At 68.1% G+C, this 22,721-nt stretch carries 22 protein-coding genes; 14 read left to right on the plus strand and 8 right to left on the minus strand.

Annotation, left to right across the window (positions count from 1 at the left end; translation table 11 throughout):
- Nucleotides 1-47 precede the first annotated feature (47 nt).
- The 4 genes from P6144_RS06125 (at nt 48) to P6144_RS06140 (ending at nt 3,280) form a co-directional block, all read left to right on the plus strand.
- Nucleotides 48-353: a hypothetical protein gene (locus P6144_RS06125; RefSeq protein WP_277766854.1), complete on the plus strand. Its 306-nt coding sequence runs from the start codon at nt 48-50 to the stop codon at nt 351-353.
- A gap of 20 nt (nt 354-373) precedes the next feature.
- Nucleotides 374-1,042, plus strand: coding sequence for a response regulator transcription factor (locus tag P6144_RS06130; RefSeq protein ID WP_116839133.1), 669 nt, complete (start codon nt 374-376; stop codon nt 1,040-1,042).
- A gap of 142 nt (nt 1,043-1,184) precedes the next feature.
- Nucleotides 1,185-2,492 (plus strand): HAMP domain-containing sensor histidine kinase, encoded by a 1,308-nt coding sequence (locus tag P6144_RS06135; RefSeq protein WP_277767412.1) that lies wholly within the window; start codon nt 1,185-1,187, stop codon nt 2,490-2,492.
- Between the two features lie 224 nt (nt 2,493-2,716).
- A complete protein-coding gene (locus P6144_RS06140; protein WP_277766855.1) occupies nt 2,717-3,280 on the plus strand; it encodes a hypothetical protein in 564 nt (187 codons plus the stop codon).
- A 188-nt stretch (nt 3,281-3,468) separates the two neighbouring features.
- On the opposite strand, the gene P6144_RS06145 is transcribed toward P6144_RS06140, so the two are convergent.
- Nucleotides 3,469-4,458, minus strand: a complete 990-nt coding sequence (locus P6144_RS06145; protein WP_277766856.1) for an LLM class flavin-dependent oxidoreductase — start codon at nt 4,456-4,458, stop codon at nt 3,469-3,471.
- A 234-nt stretch (nt 4,459-4,692) separates the two neighbouring features.
- Here P6144_RS06145 and P6144_RS06150 point away from each other — a divergent pair, with 234 nt between their 5' ends.
- From P6144_RS06150 to P6144_RS06165, 4 genes are all read left to right on the plus strand, one after another.
- A complete protein-coding gene (locus tag P6144_RS06150; RefSeq protein WP_277766857.1) occupies nt 4,693-5,361 on the plus strand; it encodes a pyrimidine 5'-nucleotidase in 669 nt (222 codons plus the stop codon).
- Entirely contained in the window at nt 5,358-6,161 is an 804-nt protein-coding gene (gene dapD / locus P6144_RS06155) for a 2,3,4,5-tetrahydropyridine-2,6-dicarboxylate N-succinyltransferase (protein WP_277766858.1), read from the plus strand. Before P6144_RS06150 ends, dapD begins: the two co-directional genes overlap by 4 nt.
- A 214-nt stretch (nt 6,162-6,375) precedes the next feature.
- Nucleotides 6,376-7,140, plus strand: a complete 765-nt coding sequence (locus tag P6144_RS06160; protein ID WP_277766859.1) for a tryptophan 2,3-dioxygenase — start codon at nt 6,376-6,378, stop codon at nt 7,138-7,140.
- A complete protein-coding gene (locus P6144_RS06165) occupies nt 7,137-8,243 on the plus strand; it encodes an aminotransferase class V-fold PLP-dependent enzyme (protein WP_277766860.1) in 1,107 nt (368 codons plus the stop codon). The genes P6144_RS06160 and P6144_RS06165 overlap by 4 nt, the downstream gene beginning before the upstream one ends.
- A 48-nt stretch (nt 8,244-8,291) precedes the next feature.
- On the opposite strand, the gene P6144_RS06170 is transcribed toward P6144_RS06165, so the two are convergent.
- A complete protein-coding gene (locus P6144_RS06170; protein WP_277766861.1) occupies nt 8,292-8,579 on the minus strand; it encodes a UrcA family protein in 288 nt (95 codons plus the stop codon).
- 161 nt (nt 8,580-8,740) lie between these two features.
- Between P6144_RS06170 and P6144_RS06175 the strand changes: the two genes are divergently transcribed.
- Entirely contained in the window at nt 8,741-10,324 is a 1,584-nt protein-coding gene (locus P6144_RS06175; RefSeq protein ID WP_277766862.1) for a winged helix-turn-helix domain-containing protein, read from the plus strand.
- On the opposite strand, the gene P6144_RS06180 is transcribed toward P6144_RS06175, so the two are convergent.
- The gene (locus tag P6144_RS06180; protein WP_277766863.1) at nt 10,309-10,737 is read right to left on the minus strand and encodes a CoA-binding protein; all 429 of its coding nucleotides are present in this window, start codon (nt 10,735-10,737) and stop codon (nt 10,309-10,311) included. The genes P6144_RS06175 and P6144_RS06180 overlap by 16 nt on opposite strands.
- Nucleotides 10,738-10,783: 46 nt before the next feature.
- On the minus strand, nt 10,784-11,740 hold the full coding sequence (locus P6144_RS06185; protein ID WP_277766864.1) for a P-loop NTPase: 957 nt from the start codon (nt 11,738-11,740) through the stop codon (nt 10,784-10,786).
- An 82-nt stretch (nt 11,741-11,822) separates the two neighbouring features.
- Here P6144_RS06185 and P6144_RS06190 point away from each other — a divergent pair, with 82 nt between their 5' ends.
- From P6144_RS06190 to P6144_RS06205, 4 genes are all read left to right on the plus strand, one after another.
- Nucleotides 11,823-12,932, plus strand: a complete 1,110-nt coding sequence (locus P6144_RS06190; protein WP_277766865.1) for a protease modulator HflK — start codon at nt 11,823-11,825, stop codon at nt 12,930-12,932.
- Nucleotides 12,929-13,780, plus strand: a complete 852-nt coding sequence (locus P6144_RS06195; RefSeq protein WP_277766866.1) for a protease modulator HflC — start codon at nt 12,929-12,931, stop codon at nt 13,778-13,780. The genes P6144_RS06190 and P6144_RS06195 overlap by 4 nt, the downstream gene beginning before the upstream one ends.
- 94 nt (nt 13,781-13,874) lie before the next feature.
- Complete coding sequence (locus P6144_RS06200) at nt 13,875-15,371, plus strand: Do family serine endopeptidase (RefSeq protein WP_277766867.1); 1,497 nt, start codon at nt 13,875-13,877, stop codon at nt 15,369-15,371.
- 72 nt (nt 15,372-15,443) lie between these two features.
- The gene (locus P6144_RS06205) at nt 15,444-17,111 is read left to right on the plus strand and encodes a helicase HerA-like domain-containing protein (RefSeq protein WP_277766868.1); all 1,668 of its coding nucleotides are present in this window, start codon (nt 15,444-15,446) and stop codon (nt 17,109-17,111) included.
- Here P6144_RS06205 and P6144_RS06210 read toward each other — a convergent pair.
- The 3 genes from P6144_RS06210 to P6144_RS06220 form a co-directional block, all read right to left on the minus strand.
- Entirely contained in the window at nt 17,070-18,161 is a 1,092-nt protein-coding gene (locus P6144_RS06210) for an AI-2E family transporter (RefSeq protein WP_277766869.1), read from the minus strand. The two genes, P6144_RS06205 and P6144_RS06210, sit on opposite strands and share 42 nt — an antisense overlap.
- Before the next feature lie 135 nt (nt 18,162-18,296).
- Nucleotides 18,297-18,728 (minus strand): SRPBCC domain-containing protein, encoded by a 432-nt coding sequence (locus P6144_RS06215; RefSeq protein ID WP_277766870.1) that lies wholly within the window; start codon nt 18,726-18,728, stop codon nt 18,297-18,299.
- Nucleotides 18,725-19,057, minus strand: coding sequence for a metalloregulator ArsR/SmtB family transcription factor (locus tag P6144_RS06220; protein WP_277766871.1), 333 nt, complete (start codon nt 19,055-19,057; stop codon nt 18,725-18,727). Before P6144_RS06220 ends, P6144_RS06215 begins: the two co-directional genes overlap by 4 nt.
- Nucleotides 19,058-19,296: 239 nt before the next feature.
- Here P6144_RS06220 and P6144_RS06225 point away from each other — a divergent pair, with 239 nt between their 5' ends.
- Nucleotides 19,297-21,297, plus strand: a complete 2,001-nt coding sequence (locus tag P6144_RS06225) for an oligopeptide transporter, OPT family (protein WP_277766872.1) — start codon at nt 19,297-19,299, stop codon at nt 21,295-21,297.
- A 103-nt stretch (nt 21,298-21,400) separates the two neighbouring features.
- On the opposite strand, the gene P6144_RS06230 is transcribed toward P6144_RS06225, so the two are convergent.
- The gene (locus P6144_RS06230; protein WP_277766873.1) at nt 21,401-22,687 is read right to left on the minus strand and encodes a glycoside hydrolase family 130 protein; all 1,287 of its coding nucleotides are present in this window, start codon (nt 22,685-22,687) and stop codon (nt 21,401-21,403) included.
- Nucleotides 22,688-22,721 lie beyond the last annotated feature (34 nt).

The raw sequence follows: 22,721 nt of genomic DNA on the forward strand, positions 1-22,721 counted from the left end.
GTTCAGGGGCTATTCAATGCCCGGACCCTATGCCATCTGCCATGAAGATGTTGGTGACGCCCATCCTTTGCGCCTGCCTGGCAGCGTTCGCGCCTGCCGGGGATGCCGTTGCGCAACCGGATCGGCATCAGGATTCGGAGAGCCGGGCGCCCCGGCGCCAGGCCCCGCCGCCGCTCTCGGTTCGCGAGATCGAGCGCCGCGTCGTGCCCCGCGTGCCCGGGGCCCAATATCTCGGTTTCGACTATGATCCCGCAACGGAAGTTTACACGCTGAAGTTCCTGCGCAATGGATCGGTGATCTGGGTGGACGTCGATGGCCGCACCGGCGCGATCGTCCGCAAATCGGGCAGCTAGGGCCCGCCGAGGGGAATGCTATGCGACTGTTGATCGTCGAGGATGAGCCGAACCTGGGGCAGCAGCTCCGCAACGCGCTGGAAGGCGCGGGCTATGCGGTGGACCTTGCCACCGATGGCGAGGAAGGCCTCTATCTCGGCTCCAACGAGCAATATGATGCGATCATCCTCGATCTCGGCCTGCCCGAGATCGACGGGCTGACCGTGCTCGATCGCTGGCGCAAGGAAGGCAAGACCACCCCGGTGCTGGTGCTCACCGCGCGCGACAGCTGGTCGGACAAGGTGGCGGGCCTCGATGCCGGCGCCGACGACTATGTCGCCAAGCCCTTCCAGACCGAGGAGCTGATCGCCCGCCTGCGCGCCCTGATCCGCCGCGCCTCGGGCAACGCCTCGGCAGAGCTGATCGCCGGCGACATCCGCCTCGACACCCGCTCGGGCAAGGTCACCAAGGCCGGCGAGCCGGTGAAGCTGACTGCGCAGGAGTACAAGCTCCTCTCCTACCTGCTCCACCACAAGGGCAAGGTGGTGAGCCGCACCGAGCTGATCGAGCATATCTACGATCAGGATTTCGATCGCGATTCGAACACGATCGAAGTCTTCGTCACGCGCATCCGCAAGAAGCTCGGTCCAGACGTGATCACCACCATCCGGGGCCTGGGCTACAGCCTGGAAGAGCCGGCCGACGCCTGAGCCGATGACACGGCTCGCCCGGAAACTAGGCGAGCTGCGCCATCGCCTGTTCGGCCGCTCGCTGACCGAGCCGGAGCCGGTCGCGCCCGGCGAACCGCGCCCGCGCCACTATACCCGCTCCACCGGATCGGTGAGCCGGCGCATGCTGCTTGTCGCCACCGCCTGGATCCTGATCCTGCTGGTCGGCGGCGGTGTGGCGCTCGACCGGGTGCTCGTCACCACCGTCACCAAGAATTTCGACGACCAGCTCGACTATCTGATCAAGGCAATGATCTTCACTGCCGAGATCGGCCCCAATGGCGAGGTGGTGAACAACCGCGAGCTCGCCGACCAGCGCTTCCTCGAATATAATTCGGGTGCCTATTGGCAGATCAGCGGCAAGGGTTTCGAGCCCTATATCTCGCGTTCGCTCTGGGATCAGCGCCTGAAGATCGACCAGAAGCACAACGACACCGATGTCCACGTCTATGACAGCCGCCAGTTCCCGGGCCAGCTGCTGCGCATCGCCGAGCGCGACGCGGTGCTGCCCGGATCGCCGGTGCGCTGGCGCTTCCAGGTCGCGATCAGCCGCGAGACGCTCGACGGGCAGATCGCGACGCTGCGCCGCACGCTGGTGCGCAGCTTCGTGCTGCTCGGGCTCGGGCTGGTGATCATGGTCGCGCTGCAGACCTGGTTCGGCCTGTTGCCGCTGCGCCGCGTGCGCCAGGAGATCGCCCGGCTGCGCGCCGGCGAATCGACCCGCGTCGAAGGCGCGATGCCCGCCGAAGTGGCGCCGATGGTCGAGGAGCTCAACGCGCTGGTCGAGCATAACGACCGCCAGGCCGAGGAAGCGCGCCGCCACGCCGGCAATCTCGCCCATGCGCTCAAGACGCCGCTCAGCGTGATCATGAACGCCGCCGCCGCCGGCCAGGCCGACCTTGCCACGGCGGTGATCCGCGAGGCGCGCACGATGCGCCGCCAGATCGACCACCATCTCGCCCGCGCCCGCGCGGTCGGCCGCCGCGGATCGGCGCACAGCCGCGCCCAGGTCTGGCCGTCGATCGAGGCGGTCGAGCGCGCCGTCGCCCGGCTCTATCCCAATGTCCGCATCGACATCGACGGGCAGAAGGATCTGGTCGCGCATATCGAGCGCCAGGACCTGGACGACCTGCTCGGCAACCTGGTCGAGAATGCCGCCAAATATGGCGGCGGCAGCGTGTTCATCACCGCCAGCGTGCAGGCCGGTTTCGTCGAGATCCTGGTGGAAGACGATGGCCGCGGCATCCCCGAGGCCGATCGCATCCGCATCTTCGACCGCGGCGTGCGGCTGGACAGCGGCAAGCCCGGCACCGGGCTGGGCCTGGCGATCGTGCGCGACGTCGCCGAGATCTATGACGGCACCGTCAGCCTCGAGGAAAGCGAGGATCTCGGCGGCCTGCTCGTCCGCCTGCGCCTGCCCGCCGCAAACTGACATAGCTGCAACAAACTGAAATTCTCGCGTGATGAACGGGACGCAAACCGTGTCCTGAACTCGCGGATTGCCCTCTTTTATCCGTCGGGTCGCGTGGCGGCGCTGGTTCTGGGGCCAGCGCCGCCCAATCCGCATGAACGAGGTTATTATCCTTCGTTTACAATATGTTAGCTAATCTATGCTAAACTCCAATCGGGGATTGTAGACGCAAAAGGGAAACCCGCATGACTTCCATTTCTTCGATGACGCAGCGGTTCGATCCGCGCGCGCAGATGGACGCCCGCATATCCGCGGCGGCATCGGCCGGCACAATCAGCACCGACGACCAGAATGCCCTGAGCAGCGCGCTCGACACGATCGATTCGAGCTTGGCCAGCGACCGTGCGAGCGGCGGCAAGCCGGGCGACATGAAGACCAAGATCGACGGCATCATCGACGAGCAGGTGAAGAGCGGCGCGCTCACCGAGGATCAGGCGGCCGAGCTCAAGAGCTTCTTCGCGCAGGGCCCGGATGGCGGCGAAGGCGGCCCGGGTGGCCCGCAGGGTGCCGGCGGCCCGCCGCCGGGCCCGCCGCCCGCGAGCAGCGACGCGGATTCGGACGACGAGGATGCGACCGATACGGCGACGCAGATCAGCGAGATCGCCGCGCGTCAGCTGGAGGCGATGAGCGCGTTTCTCGAGAAGCTGCGCGATGCCGCCGCCTCGGGCAGCAGCACCTATGGCAGCAATGCCGGCAAGAGCAGCAACGGCAGTTCGGCAACGGGCCTGGTGATCGACACCAACGCTTGATCCCATGCCCGTGCCGCGCGGCGCCGCTCCGGGGGGATCGGCGCCGCGTTAGCCTCCCGCAATTTACCGTCACCCCCGCGAAAGCGGGGGCCCATCTCGCGTAGATGAGCCGGGGAAAAGCAGCTGCCTGGCGCGAGGACAGTCCGGGAGCTGGGTCCCCGCTTTCGCGGGGATGACGGCAGCAAGGGTCAAAGGCCCTGCATCGCCTCGGCGGCGAGCGTCAGGCTGTGCTTGCGCGCAGCAGGATCGAACATCGCGCTGGTGAGCATCAGCTCGTCGGCGCCCGTCCGCGCGATGAAGGCGGCGAGCTGCTCGCGCACCCGCCCCGGGCCGCCGATCGCACTGGCCGACAGCACCTGGTCGAGCATCGCATTGCCATGTCCGCCCAGGCTCTCGCGATAGCCGCGCACCGGCGGCGGCAGCTGGATGCCCTTGCCGGTGGTGCGGATCGCGACGAACGCCTGTTGCTGCGAGCTGGCGAGATATTCCGCCTCCGCGTCGCTGTCGGCCGCGAACACGTTGAAGCCGAGCATCAGGTGCGGCTTCTCCAGCACGTCCGAGGGGCGGAAATTGCGGCGATAGACCTGGATCGCCTCGTCGAGCAGGCCCGGCGCGAAATGCGAGGCAAAGGCATAGGGCAGCCCCAGCATCGCCGCGAGCTGCGCGCCGAACAGGCTCGAACCCAGGATCCAGATATCGACCTTGGCGCCGGCACCCGGCGTGGCGCGGATGCCGGTCTGCCCGTCATCGGCGAAATAGCTCTGCAGCTCCTGCACGTCGCGCGGGAATTCGTTGCCGTCGCTGCCCAGTCCGCGGCGGATCGCGGCGGAGACGCGCTGGTCCGATCCCGGCGCGCGGCCCAGGCCGAGATCGATCCGGCCGGGGAACAGCGCGTCGAGCGTGCCGAACTGCTCGGCGACCTGGAGCGGCGAATGATTGGGCAGCATGATTCCGCCCGCGCCCACGCGTATCGTCGAGGTCGCCTGGCCGACATGCGCGATCACCACGGCGGTGGCGGCGCTGGCGATCCCGTCCATCCCGTGATGCTCGGCCACCCAGTAGCGGGTGAAGCCAAGCCCCTCGGCATGCCGGGCGAGATCGGCGGCGTTGGCAAGGGCCTGGGAAGCGTTCCCGCCCTGGAGGATGGGGACGAGGTCGAGCAGCGAATAGGCAGTCATGGAAGCCGAGATGGGGAGGCGCTGCCGGCTCTGCCATAAAGTTTTGGTCCTTGGCGACGAAGCAATCATCGGTCGACCTGACCGCTGCCGTCATCCCGCCCCACCACCGTCATCCCGGCGAAAGCCGGGATCTCAGGCGAAGGCACGGGGCAGGAGCCGCACGAGATCCCGGCTTTCGCCGGGATGACGATCGGGGGCATTGCCACCCCCGCCCCCACTGCCTAGACGCCCGCCATGGACCCCGCCCTGTCGCACATCCGCAACTGGATCTTCGATCTCGACAACACGCTCTACCCGGCGAGCGTCAACCTGTTCGCGCTGATCGACGCGCGGATCGGCCAATACGTCCAGAATCTGCTCGGGCTCGACGCGGCCGAGGCGCACAAGGTGCAGAAGGGCTATTTCCACGCGCACGGCACCACGCTGGCCGGGCTGATGGCCGAGCACGGCACCGATCCGCACCATTATCTGGCCGATGTCCATGACGTCGACATGAGCGTGCTCGAAGTAAACGAAGCGCTGGTCGAGGCGCTTGCCCGGCTGCCCGGCCGCAAGCTCGTCTTCACCAATGGCGACGCGCCCTATGCCAGCAAGGTGCTCGACAGGCTCGGCATGGCTGGCACCTTCGAGGCGATCCACGACGTCCACGCCACCCAGTATCGCCCCAAGCCCGATCCCCAAGCCTATCAGGGCCTGTGCGACGCCTATGGCATCGACCCCAGCCACAGCCTGTTCGTCGAGGACATGGCCCGCAACCTGAAGCCCGCCAAGGCAATCGGCATGGCCACCGTCTGGATCGACAATGGCTCTGAGCAGGGGCCGGAGATCGACCGCAGCTTCATCGACTATACCGTCACCGACCTCGGAGCCTGGCTCCACAGCATCCTGGAGACTTCCGAATGACCGACCTGCAGACCGTTATCGACGCCGCCTGGGAAGACCGCGCGAACCTCGGCTTCGGCACCGAAGGCGCCGTGCGCGAGGCGGTGGCCGAGGCGCTGAACCTGCTCGATCGCGGCGAGGCCCGCGTCGCCGAGCCGGTGGACGGCGGTTGGCAGGTCAACCAGTGGCTCAAAAAGGCCGTGCTGCTCAGCTTCCGCCTCAACGACAATTCGGTGATGCCCGGCGGGTTCGACAAGGTGCCGCTCAAGACGGCGAACTGGGATGACGCGCGCTTCCGCGCCGCCGGCTTCCGCCAGGTGCCGGGCAGCGTCGTCCGCCACGGCGCGCACATCTCGAAGGGCGTCGTGCTGATGCCGAGCTTCGTCAATATCGGCGCCTATGTCGGCGAAGGCACGATGGTCGACACCTGGGCGACCGTCGGCAGCTGCGCGCAGATCGGCAAGAACGTCCACCTCTCGGGCGGCGTCGGCATCGGCGGCGTGCTCGAGCCGCTCCAGGCCGATCCGGTGATCATCGGCGACGGCGCGTTCATCGGTGCGCGTGCCGAGGTGGCCGAGGGGGTGCGCGTCGGCGAAGGCGCGGTGCTGTCGATGGGCGTCTATCTCGGCGCCTCGACCAAGATCATCGACCGGGCGACCGGCGAAGTGCATCGTGGGGCTGTGCCGCCCTATTCGGTGGTGGTGCCCGGCACGATCCCGGGCGAGGCCGGCAAGCCGGGCCTCTACTGCGCCGTCATCGTCAAGACGGTCGACGCGCAGACGCGGAGCAAGACCGGCATCAACGAGCTGCTGCGCGACTAAACTAGGTTCCGTCATCCCAAACAACTGAACGTCATCCCGACGAAAGTCGGGATCTCAGGCGAAGGCGCCGGGAAGGAGTCGCACGAGATCCCGGCTTTCGCCGGGATGACGATTTGGCGCGGGATGACGGATTTGTGCGGGATGACGGATTGGGCTGAATAGTATCCGGCGTTACGGCTTTCATCCGGCCCGGGAGATGGCGTAGGGACGGGTCATGACCGAAAGCATGACCTATGGCCGCTATCTCGCGCTCGACCAGCTGCTCGCTGCCCAGCATCCGCTGTCGGACCGGCATGACGAGCTGCTGTTCATCATCATCCACCAGACCAAGGAACTCTGGCTCAAGCAGATGATCGCCGAGCTGCGCGCCGCGCTCGAGCTGGTCCGCGCCGACAAGCCGGTGGAGGCGTACAAGTCGCTCGCCCGGGTCAGCCGCATCCAGGCGGTGATGACGCTGAGCTGGGACGTGCTCGCGACGATGACGCCGAGCGACTATACGCGTTTCCGCGAAGTGCTCGGCACCAGCTCGGGCTTCCAGTCGGACCAGTTCCGCGCGGTCGAGACGATGCTGGGGTTGCGCGGCGGCGGCGTGCCGGGCCCGCTCACCACCGAAGTCGCCGCGCTGCCGAGCCTGTGGGACGAGGCCAATGCCGCGCTCGCCCGCGCCGGCTTCGCGCTTCCTGCCGAGGTGCTGGCGCGCGACTGGAGCCAGCCTTACGTGCCGAGCAAGCCAGTCGAGGACGCCTGGGCCCAGGTCTATCGCGACCCGACGCGCTGGTGGGAGCTGTACCAGCTCGCCGAGAAGCTGGTCGACATCGACGATGCGCTCGCCACCTGGCGGCACAAGCATGTGATCACCGTCAGCCGCGTGATCGGGATGAAGCCCGGCACCGGCGGCACCCCGGGCGTGTCCTATCTGGAAAGCACCCTGTCGAAACGCGCCTTTCCCGAGCTGTGGACGCTGCGTACCCAGCTATGAGCTACAAGCATCTCTTCCAGCGCGCGCTGGCCGCGGCGCCCGAGCGGCTGCACTTCGCCGCGCATTCGCACCATCTCTGGCCCGACGCCTCCTATCTCGGCCAGCTCGCCGCCTGGGAGGACGGGGTGCGCCTCGCCGACCGGAAGTGGGAGCGGGTGATGGGCGAGATCTGGCCAGCCGCGCAGCGCCACGTCGCCGCCGAGCTCAAGCTGCCCGATCCCGATACGGTGGTGTTCGCGCCGAACACGCACGAGCTGTTGCTGCGGATCGCCTCGGCGCGCCCCGGCCCGCTCCGCATCCTCGCCAGCACCGGCGAGTTCCACAGCTTCCGCCGCCAGTCGATGCGCTGGGAGGAAGCCGGCAGCGCCACTGTGGAGCGCGTGCCGCTGGAGGAGATCGTCGCCCGGGCCAGCGCCGGCGCGCACGACCTGATCTTCGTCAGCCAGGTCCAGTTCGGCACCGGCCAGGTCTTTGACGGGATCGCCGAGCTTGCCGCACTCGCCCGGCCCGAGGGCCCTTGGGTGGTGATCGACGGCTATCACGCCTTCATGGCGATGGAGGTCGACCTGTCGGCGGTGGCGGACAAGGTCTTCTACCTCGCCGGCGGCTACAAATATGCGATGGCCGGCGAAGGCTGCGCCTTTCTCCACGCGCCGCCGGGCTATGGCCCGCGCCCGGAGATCACCGGCTGGTATGCCGAGTTCGAGGACCTGTCGCTGCCGCCGGGCAGCATCGGTTATGCCCCCGACGGGCGCCGCTTCCTCGGCGCGACCTTCGATCCTTCGGGCATCTACCGCTTCGTCGCGGTGCGCGACATGCTGCGCCAGGAGGAACTGACCACCGCCACGATCGCGGCGCATGTCGATGGCCTGCGCGCGCAGCTGCTCGCCGAGCTGCCGATCGCGGCTGCGCTGCGCAACCCCGACAGCCCCGCGCGCTTCCTCGCGCTCCAGTCTCCCCATGCCCAGCGCTGGAAGGCCGAGCTCGAAGCCGAGGACGTGATCACCGACGTGCGCGGCGACGTGTTGCGCATCGGCTTCGGCCTCTATCAGGACGCGCGCGACGTGCGGCGGCTGATCGAGGCGCTTTCCTGGCTCCGCTAGAAAAAGCGGCCGGGCGGCAATGCGCAGCCTGCCCGGCCGTGAGGGAAATCAGCGGCGCGCGACCTGCGCGGCACCCCAGCGCGCCGCGAGCTGGCGGGCGAGGTCGCGCTGCACGCCGTCGCGGCACTGCCGGACCAGGTGCGCCTCGTCCGCGCCCACGCTCGCATAGGAGCCGCAGACCTGCTCGGTCGCGGCGGCGAGGCGGCGGTTGAGCTCGGCGCGGCCGGCATCGCTCTTCAGATCGAGATCGGCGTGGCGGACGGTGACGCGCTCCCCGGCCAGGGCCGGCGAGGCGATCAGGGTTGCGGCGGCGAAGGCGGTGATGAACTTGTACATATCTGGCTCCTTTCCGGGAATTCCGGCACCGTGCCGGGATGCCCCCTGATCGCCCGGACGCCGCCTGATGGAGAGGATGAGGAGCCGATGAAGAGCTGATGAAATGCCGATGATTCGCCGATAGGGTGGCGCGGCGATCGATTTGCGGGGATGGAAGCGCGGTGGAGGGCCGTATCGACCTTGCGCATGAGGCGCCGTTCCGGCTGGGCACGCTCGAGGTGCGCCCGGCGCTGCGCCAGCTTGCCCGCGACGACTGCATGGAGGACGTGCTCGAACCCCGGGTGATGCAGGTGCTGGTCGCGCTCGCCCGCGCGGACGGCGCGATCGTCAGCCGCGACGACCTGACGCGGAGCTGCTGGGAAGGCCGCGTCGTCGGCGAGGATGCGATCAACCGCGTCGTCTCGCGCCTGCGCCGTGCCGCCGAGGGGATCGGCCAGGGCAGCTTCCGGATCGAGACGATCACCAAGGTCGGCTATCGGCTGCTGCGCGAAGGCCAGGGCGAAGTGGCACCGGCAGAGGACAGCCCGCTCGCCCGGGCGCGGGCCGAGGCGCACCGCCTGCGCCTCGATCGCCGCGCGATGCTCGCCGGCGCCGGGCTGGCGGTGGTTACGGTCGGCGGCGGGCTCTATACTTGGCGCCATTTCATCGCCTCGGACCCCGCACTGACCGACAAGCCGCCCCCGGATGTCGCGCCGCTGATGATCCAGGCGCAGATGGCGATGACCCAGGGCACGGTCGAAGGCGGCAACCAGGCGATCGGGCTGCTTCGCCGCGTCGTGTCGCTGCGCCCCGATTATGCGGATGGCTGGGGGCTGCTGGCGCTGTCCTATTCGGCGGCTGCAGTCGGCCGGCCGCAGCAATATGAGGCAGACATGCGCGCCCGCGCCGCCGAGGCGCGCCGCCGCGCGCTCGCGCTCGACCCGGGCAATGCCTATGCCCGCGCCGCGGACGGGCTGAACAAGCCGGTGCTCGGCAACTGGACGGTCGCCGAACGCGGACTGCGCACCAGCCTCGCCAGCCATCCCCATAACGACATGCTGGTCAGCTCGCTGGCGGGCGTGATGCTCGGCGTGGGACGTTGCACCGAAGCCGCCAATCTGATCGACGGGATCTGGAAGCGCGTCCCGCCCAATCCCGGCCTCGCCTACACCCATGTCCAGACGCTGTGGGCCGCAGGCCGTCCCGACGAGGCGGACAAGGCGATGGACGATGCCGTCGCGCTGTTCCCCACCCATTTCGCGGTTTGGTTCACGCGCTTCTACCTGCTGATGTACACCGGCCGCGTCCGCGAGGCGATCGCGCTCGGCGAGAATCGCGGAACGCGCCCGACCGGCATTCCCGAATGGAATTTCGAGCAGGTACTGATCGTCGCCCGCGCGATGCTGAGCCGGGCGCCACGCGATATCGAGGCGGCGGCGGCAATCTCGCTCGAAGGCGCGCATCGGGGTGCCGGCTTCGCCGAGAACGGTATCCAGTTCCTCTCGGGGCTCGGCCGGGTGGACGAGGCCTTTGCCGTCGCCGACGCCTATTATTTCGCGCGCGGCTTCGATCCGGGCGAGCTGCGCTTCTCCACCGAGCAGGGCACCTATACGCGGCGCAACGCCCGCCGCACGCATCTGCTGTTCCTGCCCCCGACTGCGTCGATGCGCACCGACGCGCGGTTCCTGCGACTCGCCGACGAGCTGGGTCTGGTACGCTATTGGAAGGATGCCGGCGTCCGGCCCGATTATCAGGCGACCGGCTGAATCCCGAGCCGCGGGATCTCGATCGCCGGGCAGCGGTCCATCACCACCTGGAGCCCCGCCGCCTCGGCCCGCGCCGCAGCCGCTTCGTTGATCACGCCCAGCTGCATCCACACTGCCTTGGCCCCCGCGGCGATCGCTTCGTCCACTGCCTCGCCCGCGGCCTGGGGTCGGCGGAAGATGTCGACCAGGTCGATCGGCTCACCGATCTGGCTGAGCTCGCGGAACACGAATTCGCCGTGGACATGCTCGCCGGTGATCTGCGGATTGACCGGGATCACCCGATAGCCCTGCCGCTGGAGGAACGCCATCACGCCGTAGCTCGGCCGGTCGGGCCGGTCGGACGCGCCGATCATCGCAATGGTGCGCACGCCTTCGAGCAGCGCCCTGATGTCCTCGTCCCGCGTCAACGGCATCGCATCCTCCACACTATCGTCATCCCGGCTTTCGCCGGGATGACGGCTAGTTCTTGAGCCAGTCGTCCACCTGGCCCGCCAATCCGGCAAACAATTCGGCGGCCGGGCCGTTCCCCGCCGCGGGCGGCTCGCCGGCGTCCGAGGCGGCGCGGATCGCCATTTCCAGCGGCACCCGGCCAAGGAAGGGAATGCCGAGCCTCGCCGCCGCGGCCTCGGCCCCGCCCGCGCCGAACGGATCGGAGACTTCGCCGCAATGCGGGCAGGCATAGCCCGACATGTTCTCGATCAGGCCGACCACCGGCACGCCCGCCTTGTTGAACAGGTCGATCGCGCGCGTCGCGTCGATCAGCGCCAGGTCCTGCGGGGTGGAGACGATCACCGCGCCCGCCGGCTTGTGCTTCTGGATCATGGTGAGCTGGACGTCGCCGGTGCCGGGCGGCAGATCGAGCACCAGCAGCTCGGTCTCGCCCCAATCGGCGTCGACCATCTGGCCGAGCGCGCCGCCCGCCATCGGACCGCGCCAGGCGATCGCCTGTCCTTCGGCAACGAGCCCGCCCATCGAAAGCATCGGCACGCCGAACCGGGTCTCGACCGGCAGCAGCACCTTCTCGCGCGCCTGCGGCTTCACGCCCTCGACGCCGAGCAGCCGCGGCTGCGAGGGGCCATAGATGTCGGCATCGACCAGCCCGACCCTGCGTCCGCGGCGCTGGAGCGCGATCGCCAGGTTCGCCGCGACGGTGGACTTGCCCACGCCACCCTTGCCGCTCGCCACCGCGATCAGCCGCCGGGTGCGGCGCTCGCTGGTCATCAGCACGCGCACCTCGTCGACCCCGGGCAGCGCACCCGCGACGCGGCGGATATCGGCCTCCAGCTCGTCGCGCGTCGCCTCGGCCAGGCCGGTCACGTCGAGGACGATGCTGGCGCGCGCGCCATCGATGCGGGCAGTGGCGCGGCCGGCGGCGATCGGGGCGAGCGCGGCGCTCAGGGCTTCGGTGTCGGTCATTGCGTGCCAGATAGGCGCACAATCGCCGCGCGCCACTGTAAATCCGCGCGCGCCTGCTTATAAAGGCCAGATGGCAAACCTGATGAGCTGGCTGAGCAAGGCCGGCAACTGGCAGAACGAGGCTCCGAAGAGCCCATGGGGCTCGGGCAGCGGCGGTGAGGGCGGCGGCTCGGGCGATGGCAAGGGCGGCTCCGGCGGCGGATCGGGCAGCGGCCCGCGCAATCCCTGGTCCTTCCCGCCCGAGGGGCGGCGTCCCCGCTCCGGCGGCGGTGGCAACGGCGGCGGCGGTGGCGGCCCGTTCGACGACATCTTCCGCCGCATGGGCGGCGGCAGCGGCCTGCCGATTCCCCCGGGCGGCGCCAGGCTCTGGAGCCTGGTCGTGGTCGGTCTTCTGCTCGTCTGGGTGGTGTTCACCAGCTTCCACACGATCGGCACGCGCGAGCGCGGCGTCGTCACCACGCTCGGCCGCTATTCGGCGACGCTCGGCTCGGGCGTGCAGTTCACCCTGCCCTTCCCGATCCAGTCCGTCGAGATCGTCGACGTCGGCTCGGTCCATACCGAGAAATTCCCCGAGAGCGGCGCCAACCTGATGCTCACCGGCGATCAGAACATCGTCGACCTCGCCTATTCGGTGAACTGGTACATCTCCGACGCCACCGACTATTCCTTCCAGATCAAGGATCCGAAGGAGACGGTGAAGGACACCGCCGAGAGCGCGATGCGCGCGGTGATCGCCACCACCACGCTGACCGAGGCGATCGGCGAGGGCCAGGGGCGCATCTCGTCCGATGTCCAGGCGGCGATGCAGAAGATCCTCGACGAATATCATTCGGGCATCCGCATCCAGAGCGTCGCGCTGACCAAGGCGAGCGCGCCGGAGCAGGTCGACGACGCCTTCAAGGCAGTGCAGGCCGCGCAGCAGGGCGCCTCGGCCGCGCGCAACAACGCCAATGGCTATGCCCAGCAGGTGATCGCCGTCGCGCAGGGCGAGGCCGCCGAGTTCGACAAGATCTACGAGCAGTACAAGGCCGCCCCCGAAGTCACCCGCCGCCGCCTCTATTACGAGACGATGGAGCAGGTGCTCAGCCGCACCAACAAGACGATCGTGGAGGCGCCGGGCGTGACTCCCTATCTGCCGCTGCCCGGGGTCCGCCCCGATGCCGGCAAGACCCAGCAGGGAGACCAGAAATGACCTGGCTGCGCAGCCCGATCGGCATCGCCGTGGCATGCATCGTCGCGCTCATCCTGGTGATGAGCACCGTCACCGTGGTCCGCGAGACCGACCAGGTGGTGATCCTGCGCCTCGAGCAGCCCTATCGCACCGTCAACGCCTACAGGACCGGCGAGCAGTTCGGCCGCACCCAGGCCGGGCCGATCTTCCGCCTGCCGTTCATCGATCGCGTCGTCCGCGTCGACAAGCGCGTGCTTTCGGTCGACCTGCCCAACGAGCCGGTGCTCTCCACCGATCAGCTCCGCCTGCAGATCGATGCCTATGCGCGCTTCCGCGTCACCGATCCGCTCAAGATGGTCGTCACCATCGGCACCGAGGACCGGGTGACCGACCAGCTCCAGCCGCTGTTCCGCTCGGCGCTGCGCAACGAGCTGGGCAAGCGCCCCTCGGCGATCCTGCTCAGCCCTGAGCGTGGCCAGGTGATGGATAACATCCAGAACTCGCTGCAGAAGCTGGCGGCGCAATATGGCGTGTCGATCGTCGACGTGCGCATCAAGCAGACCGAGCTGCCGACGGGCTCGCCGCTCGACAGCGCGCTCGAGCGGATGCGCACCGCGCGCCTCCAGGAAGCCAAGACGATCGAGACCCAGGGCAACAAGGACGCGCAGATCATCCGCGCCAATGCCGATGCCCAGGCCGCGCAGATTTATGCCGCGGCGTTCAACAAGGATGCGGATTTCTACAATTTCTGGCGGGCGATGCGCTCCTACCGGAACACGTTCCTGACGAACGCGCCGGACAAGGGCGAAACCGCGATCATCCTGTCGCCGAACAATTCCTATCTGAAGGAATTCATGCAGCAACGATGACGCTGTCGATCCGTTCATATTCAATCGCCGTTCAGCATTTCGGCGCAAAAATCCGTTTCGAACGCTTTTCCTTCGTCTGAGAGGACCGACTCACGTGCGTTATGCCTACGCTCTCACTACCGCCCTTCTGCTGAGCGGCGCCGCCGCGACGCTGACGATCCACCAGCCTGCCGGCGCCCAGACCGCGCAGAACGAGCCCGGCGCCATCCAGGCGGCGGCGCCCCGCGCCGGTGCGCCGATGAGCTTCGCCGACATGGTCGCCAAGCTGCAGCCGGCGGTGGTCAACATCTCGACCACCCAGCGCGTGACGATGAACGCCAATCCGTTCGCGGGCACGCCGTTCGAGGCGTTTGGCGGTGGCAACCAGCCGGTCACCCGCCAGGCCGAATCGCTCGGCTCGGGCTTCATCATCTCGGCCGACGGCTATGTCGTCACCAACAACCATGTGATCTCGGCCGGCGCCCGCGGCGCCACCGTCGAATCGATCACCGTCACCCTGCCCGACAAGCGCGAGTTCAAGGCCAAGCTGATCGGCAACGACGCCCAGTCGGACCTCGCCGTGCTCAAGATCGAAGGCGCCAACCTGCCCTTCGTGAAGTTCGGCGATTCGGCCGGCACCCGCGTGGGCGACTGGGTCGTCGCGATCGGCAACCCTTTCGGCCTGGGCGGCTCGGTGACCGCCGGCATCGTCTCGGCGGTGCACCGCGTCACCGGCCAGGGCGGCGCCTATGACCGCTTCATCCAGACCGATGCCTCGATCAACCGCGGCAATTCGGGCGGCCCGATGTTCGATCTCAACGGCAACGTCATCGGCATCAACTCGCAGATCCTGTCGCCCACCGGCGGCAATGTCGGCATCGGCTTCGCGATCCCCGCGGAAGAGGCCAAGCCGGTGATCGACACGCTGATGAAGGGCGGCAAGATCGCCCGCGGCTATCTCGGCATCGGCATGCAGGACCTGACCGACGACATCGCCGACGGCCTGGGCGTGCCCAAGGGCCAGGGCACCGTCGTCGCCCGCGTCGAGCCGGGTCAGCCGGCGGAGAAGGCCGGGATCAAGCAGGGCGACGTGATCGTCAAGGTCGACGGCAAGGACGTCACCCCCGATCAGACGCTGTCCTATCTGGTCGCCAACGTGAAGCCGGGCACCCGCATTCCGCTCGAGCTCTACCGCGACGGCAAGCGCCAGACCGTGACCCTCACCGTCGGCACCCGCCCGCCCGAGGAGCAGCTCGCCCAGTTCGATCCGAACGACGAGAATTCGACGGCGCCGGGCGCCGATGCCGATACGATGGCCGCCGCCTCGCTCGGCATCCAGGTGACTCCGCTCACCCCGCAGATCGCGCAGAGCGTCGGCGTCAATCCGAACACCACCGGCGTGGTCGTGGTCCAGGCCAATCCGGCGAGCGACGCGGCGGGCAAGGGCCTGCAGCGCGGCGACGTGATCACCACGGTGAACCGTGTCGCGGTCGCCAGCGCCGCCGATGTCGCCAAGCAGGTGGCTGCGGCCAAGGCCGCGGGCAAGACCAGCGTGCTGCTCTGGGTCCAGCGCCGCGCGCTCGGCCGCTTCGTCTCGGTCGGCATCAACTAAAACCGGGCCCTTCCGGGCTGACGAATGCCCGTTTCTCCCCTATTCCGGTCCTCCAATCAGTGGAGGTCGGACATGGCGGGAGAAACGGGCATTTTCGTTGGCGCGGGCGCGGGCGGCAGCAACCCCCAGGCGCTGGTGCTCAAGCGCGCCAATCGCCACGGCCTGATCGCCGGCGCCACCGGCACCGGCAAGACGGTGACGATCCAGGGCATCATCGAGGGTCTGTCGAGCGCCGGCGTCCCCTGCTTCGTCGCCGATGTGAAGGGCGACCTTAGCGGCCTCGCCATGGCCGGTTCGCCCACCGCGAAGATGCACGAGATCTTCAAGGCCCGCGCCGCCGAGATCGGCCTGGCCGATTGGGCCTATGCCGACACGCCGGTGCAGTTCTGGGACCTGTATGGCGAGCAGGGCCACCCGATCCGCACCACCATTTCCGAGATGGGCCCGCTACTCCTCGCCCGGCTGATGGACCTCAATGAGGTGCAGGAAGGCGTGCTCACCATTGCCTTCACCGTCGCCGACAAGGACGGGCTGCTGCTGCTCGACCTCGACGATCTCCAGTCGATGCTCGCGCACTGCGCCGAGCGGGCGGACGAGCTCACCGCCACCTATGGCAACGTCTCGAAGCAGTCGGTCGGTGCGATCCAGCGTTCGCTGCTCCAGCTGCGTTCGCAGGGCGGTGCCAATTTCTTCGGCGAGCCGGCGCTGTCGATGGAGGATTTCCTCGGCTTCGACGACAAGGGCCGCGGCGTCGTCAACATCCTCGCCGCGGACAAGCTTATGGCCTCGCCCAAGCTCTACGCCACCTTCCTGCTCTGGCTCCTCTCGGCATTGTTCGAGTCGCTTCCGGAAGTGGGCGACCCGGACAAGCCCAAGCTCGCCTTCTTCTTCGACGAGGCACATCTGCTGTTCGACGACGCGCCCAAGGCGCTGCTCGAGAAGATCGAGCAGGTCGTCCGCCTGATCCGCTCCAAGGGCGTCGGCGTCTATTTCATCACGCAGAACCCGATCGACGTGCCCGACACGATCGCCGGCCAGCTCGGCAATCGCGTCCAGCACGCGCTGCGCGCTTTCACCCCGCGCGATCAGCAGGCGGTGAAGGCGGCCGCGACCACGTTCCGCGCCAATCCCGATGTCGATGTCGAAACGGTGATCACCGAGCTCAAGGTTGGCGAGGCGCTGGTCTCGCTGCTCCAGGACGACGGTTCCCCAAGCCCGGTGCAGCGCACGCTGATCCGGCCTCCTGCGACGCGCGTGGGCCCGGTCACGCCGGACGAGCGCAAGGTGATGATCCAGACCGATGCGATCGGCGCAAAATACGACACGCTGGTCGATCGCGAATCGGCCGAGGAGCTGCTCGCCGCCAAGTCGGCAGAGGCGTCTGCCGCCGCCGCCGAGGCGAAGGCACAGGACGAAGCCGAAAAGGCCGCTGCCGCCCAGGCCAAGGAAGACGCGCGCCTCGCCAAGGAAGCCGAGCGCCAGCGCCTCGCTGCGCAGCGCGATGCCGATCGTCAGGCGCGGCTCGACGCCCAGGCGCAGCGCGCCGCCGAGAAGGAAGCCGCCAACAATCCGTGGAACCGCGCGATCACCTCGGCCACCCGCTCCGCTTCCTCGGCGGCCGGGCGCGCCGTGGCGAACGAAGTGTCGAAGGCAGTGTTCGGCAAGAAGAGTGGCGCCGGCGCCAGCATCCTCGGCGGGCTAGTGCGTGGTGTCCTCGGGGGTCTGTTCAAGGGCCGGTGAGACCGGCGACGGCGCCAGGAACTCGCGCCACAGCATCACCAGCACTGCCATCACGGCGGGGCCGATGAACAGGCCGAGCAGGCCGAGCGTCTCGACCCCGCCCAGGATGCCGATCAGCACCCAGATGAAGGGCAGCTGAGTCGCGCCGCCGATCATCGCCGGGCGGATGAAGTGATCGGCGACGAAGATGATCGCCGCGCCGACCGCCACCACCACCACGGCACCCACCACCGAGCCCTGGATCAGCAGCAGCACCGCAGCGAGCCCGAAGACCACGGGCGCACCGAATGGAATCATCGCCGCGATCGCAGTCACGCCGCCGAGCAGCAGCGGGTGCGGCACGCCGGCAACCAGATAGATCACTGCCATGATCGCACCGACGGCAAGCCCGACGAGCACCAGCCCGTCGATCGTGCCGCGCACCGATCGGATCGCCTGGGTCCCGACCCGCTCGCCCGTGAGCCCGAACAGCTTGAGCACTGCACGGCGCCCCTGCGCCAGCAGCGCGTCGCGGTCGCGCAGCACGAAGAACAGGGTCAGCAGGGTGAAGCCGAACACTACCGCCCGGTGCGCAACATTGGCGCCAATCGTCCGCGAATGGGTCAGCCACTCGCTGCCACTCAGCATGCGGAGCTGCTCCGCGGCGTCCTCGGGCCTGGCGAGATGCGTCTGCCACCAGCTGCGCACCGCATCGGCGCCGAAGGGCAGCCGCGCCACCCATTCGGGCACCGGCACGCCCTGGGCCTGTGCCTGGCCGATCCAGCTGACGATGTCGTGCGCCTCGCGCAGTGCCTGGGTGACGCCGAAGGCCAGCGGCACCAGCACGATCAGCGCGGCGAGCAGCGTGATGATCAGCGGGATCACGACCGGGTGGGTGCCGTGCAGCCAGGCGCGCAGCTTCAGATGCAGCGGATCGACCGCGATCGTCAGCACCACGGCCCACAGCAGCGCGGGCACGAAGCCATGCGCGACCCATAGGCCGACGAGCAGCAGCGCGCCGACCAGCGCAAGGCGTGCCGCGCGCTGCGCGGTCTCGGTTCCCGTGTTCATGGGCCAAGCGTAGCAGGACGGCCGGGCGCCTCAACTCCCCTGCCGCCACCAATTCGTTATCCCGGCGAAAGCCGGGATCTCAGGCGGAGGCGGGAAAGGAGCCGCACGAGATCCCGACGTTCGTCGGGAAGACGGCTATTGCTCCAACCGCGACGCAACGCCTTCCAGCCGGTCGAGGAACATGCCCCAGCCATAGCGGGCACCGCCATAATTGGCGGCATTGGTGAAGCCGCTCTGCTCCATCCGCAGCCGCGTGCCACTCGCCACCGGTTCGAGCGTCAGCGTCACCACGGACTGGAAGCGCGGCATCGATTCCCCCTCGCCGCCGGTATCCCAGCTGTAGGAAAGCTGCCGACCGGGCTCGATCTCGCGCACTTCGCAGTCGATCCGTCCGCTCCAACCCGGCGCACCGGGGCTCTGCAGCGTGAAGCGGTGGCCGGCCTCCAGCGCAAAGTCGTTGGGCAGCAGCCATTCCGCGATCAGGTGCGGCTGGGTGATCGCGCGCCACAGCTTGTCCGGGGCATGCGGGAAGTCGCGCTCCAGGACGAGCGTCCGCGTCTCGGTCATTGATCCATTCTCCTGAGCAGGTCTTCCAGCCGGTCGAAGCTGTCGGCCCACAAGCTCTCGTGCAGCCGCATCCAGTCGAGCAGCGGCGCCAGCCCCTTGGGGTTCGCACGGTAATGCGTCTCGCGGCCCTGCGGCCGGTCGAGCACTAGCCCGGCGCCCTTCAGCACCGCGAGATGCTTGGAGACCGCCGGTTGCGAGATCCCAGCCCCGTCGGTCAGCGCCCGCACGGTCAACTCGCTGCGCGCCAGCCGCTCGAACAGCGCCCGTCGCGTCGGGTCGCCCAGCGCGCGGAACAGTGCATCGGCAATCGAAGGGGCAATCGGCTCCATGGGCAAATTCATAACCGAATGGTTATTCAATGCAAGCAGCGTGCAGAAAAGGCTGTCCTACAGGGCCCGCAAATGCCACGCTCCATCGATGACCAATGCTTTCCTTACCAATCTGGCCACCGCGCACGCCGCATCGCGGGGGGAGACCCTCGCACGCGTAGATGTCGCGACTTTTGTGACTTTCCGCGCGGAGATTTGAGCCGATGACCCCCGAAAAGACTAGCGAAAAGACTGGCCCGATGGCGGAGCTCACGTTCCGCGGCATCATCCTCGGCGCGCTCATCACGATCCTGTTCACCGCGGCGAACGTCTATGCCGGCCTCAAGGTCGGCCTCACCTTCGCCACCTCGATTCCCGCCGCGGTCGTCTCGATGGCGATCCTCAAGGCGTTCAAGAGCGGCACGATCCTCGAGAACAACATCGTCCAGACGATCGCGTCGGCCGCGGGCACCCTCGCCGCGATCGTTTTCGTGCTGCCCGGCCTGATCATGGTCGGCTGGTGGTCGGGCTTCCCCTATTGGACCACGGTGGCGGTGTGCATCACCGGCGGCGTGCTCGGCGTGATGTTCTCGGTGCCGCTGCGCCGCGCGCTCGTCACCGGCACCGACCTGCCCTATCCGGAAGGCGTCGCCGCCGCCGAAGTGCTCAAGGTCGGCTCGGGCTCCGGCGCCGGCGACAAGGAGAATGCCGCGGGCCTGCGCACGCTGATCACCGGCACGATCTTCTCGGGCCTGTTCGCGCTCCTCGCCAAGATGAAGTTCGTGGCGGAAGAGGCGGGCAAGAATTTCGCCGTCGGCAGCACCGCCACCGGCTGGTCGACCAGCTGGTCAATGCTGCTGATCGGCGTCGGCCATCTCGTCGGCATCTCGGTCGGCGCCGCGATGTTCTTCGGCATGCTGATCTCCTGGACGGTGCTGGTGCCCTGGTTCGCGCATGGCGGCGATCTGAGCGCAGTCGATGCGCTGGTCGGCACCACCTTCCGCGGCCAGGTGCGCTTCGTCGGCGCCGGCACGATAGGCGTCGCGGCGATCTGGTCGCTGCTCAAGATCATCGGCCCGATCATCGCCGGCCTGCGCTCGGCGCTCGCCGCGTCGCGGGCGCGCCAGGGCGGCCAGGCACTCGACATCACCGAGCGCGACATGCCGATCGGGGTGGTCGCGCTGATCACGCTCGCCACGCTCGTCCCGATCGCCTGGCTGCTGTGGAATTTCTCCGCCGGCGGCCCGGTGCACGACCATGCGATCGCAGTGATCGGCGGCTCGCTCACCTATGTCCTGATCGTCGGCGTGCTGATCGCGGCGATCTGCGGCTACATGGCCGGGCTGATCGGCGCCTCCAACTCGCCGGTCTCGGGCGTCGGCATCCTCGCCGTGCTCGGCGCATCGCTGCTGCTGGTCGCGGTGTTCGGGCACGAGGCCGATGCCGGGCGCACCAATGCGCTGATCGCCTATGCGCTGTTCACCACGGCGATCATCTTCTCGATCGCGACGATCTCAAACGACAATCTCCAGGACCTCAAGACCGGCCAGCTCGTCGGCGCGACGCCGTGGAAGCAGCAGCTCGCGCTGATCCTGGGCGTGGTGTTCGGCAGCCTGGCGATTCCGATCGTGCTCGATCTGCTCAAGAACACGCTCGGCTTTGTCGGCATGCCCGGCGCCGGCCCAAACGCGCTCTCGGCGCCGCAGGCCGCGCTGATCTCGTCGATCGCCAAGGGCGTGCTCGGCGGCGATATCGACTGGAACCTGATCGGGCTGGGCGCGCTGATCGGCGTCGGCGTGATCGTGATCGACGAAGCGCTGGGCAAGGCCGGCAAGATGCGGCTTCCGCCTCTGGCCGTGGGCATGGGCATCTACCTGCCGATGGGGCTCACGCTGCTGATCCCGGTCGGCGCGCTGATCGGCCATGCCTATGACCGCTGGGCGAAGAAGCAGGCCAATCCCGAGTTCGCCGAGCGAATGGGCGTGCTGGCGGCGACCGGCCTGATCGTGGGTGAGTCGCTGTTCGGCGTCGCCTTTGCCGGCATCCTCGCCTGGGCCAACCGCAACTCGCCGATCCCACCCAATGATGCGCCGCTGGCGGTGATGGGCGAGAGCTTCGAGAGCATCGCGCTATGGATCGCGCCGCTGCTGTTCTTCGGGCTGATCGCGGTCAGCTACGCGATGACGCGCAAGCTGGTCGCCAGGACGCCGGCCACCACCGGTCCGGAAAGCCCGGCCGAGGGCGAGGCGAATTATCGCTAATCTCCCCTCCCGCTTGCGGGAGGGGTCGGGGGAGAGAACGACATGGGTGAGGGTGCTACACGCCCTCCCCTAGCCCCTCCCGCAAGCAGGAGGGGAGCCGCGGTCAGGCCATCTGCGCGAGCATCGAGCTGATCGGCACAAAGGCGAAGGCAACCGAGCTGTCCGCCACACCGTAGGGGATGAACAGCTTGTCGCCATGCTTGATGGCGCCGCAGGTATAGACGACGTTGGGCACATAGCCCTCGCGGTCCTGGTCCGCCGCGGCGAGCAGCGGCTCGGCCGAGCGGGCCAGCACCTTGCTGGGGTCGTTCTTGTCGAGCAGCGCGGCGCCGATCGAATATTTGCGCATCGCGCCGACGCCGTGGGTGAGCATCAGCCAGCCTTCTTCGAGCTCGATCGGCGGGCCGCAATTGCCCATCTGGACCAGTTCCCAGGGGAATTTCGGCTTGATCAGCAGCTCGCCGCCTTCCCAGGCGGTGATGTCGTCGGAGGCGTGGAGGAAGATGTTCTCGCCGTCCTGCCGGCCGAGCATCATATACTTGCCGTTCACGGTGCGGGGGAACAGCGCCATGCCCTTGTTGCGGCTCGCGCTGCCCGACATCGGCACCAGGTCGAAGCTGCGCCAGTCGCGGGTGCGCAGCAGCTCGGACTGGATCACCGAGCCGTTATAGGCGGTGTAGGTGCCGATCCATTCTTCCTGCCCGTCCTCGTGGCGGAAATGGGTGATGCGCAGATCTTCCAGGCCGTTGGACTGGGCCTTGGTGATCGGGAAGATCACCGTGCCGGACAGCGTGGAGTCGCGGTGGCGATAGACGGTGACCGGCCCCTCGGGCACATGCTCCTCGTCTTCCTCCCGCGCATCGGCGGCGGTGGCGAAGGGCGGCTCGGGGGCGAGCGTCAGCTCGTTGCTCTCGGTGATGATGCCTTCGCGGAACGCGACCGACGAAATATGCCCCTCGCCGACGGCGCGCAGGCTCATCAGGATGCGCAGCGAGCCCGGCGGCATGCCGGTCTGGTCGTAATGCGGCACGGCGCTGGGGTTCATCAGTGCCGCGGCGGCATAGCTGTATTCGTGGCAGAAATAGGCACCGATCAGCTGGCGCTTCTCGTCGCCGATCTGGCTGCCGTCGAGCCCGAGCATGCCCTCGATCTCGTCATAGCGCGTCATGAACACGCGGCGGGTCTGCCAGTGGCGCGCCTCGAAATCCTTGAGCACGATCTCGAGCTGGTTGCGCGCTTCGCCCGGCGACATCGCCAGCACCTCGCCCACCAGCCGCTCGCTGCGGCTCGGGCCCGATCCGTTGGAGGTCCAGGCAATATGGAACGGCCGCACCACGACACGAGAAGGATCAGCCTTCAGGCGCAGCGCATGATTGAAGATATCGAGCATCCGGCTCCCAGCCATTGTCCCCGCACCGGCGCGA

It is taken from the genome of Sphingomonas sp. HITSZ_GF (assembly GCF_029543155.1).
Classification (GTDB): Bacteria; Pseudomonadota; Alphaproteobacteria; order Sphingomonadales; family Sphingomonadaceae; genus Sphingomonas.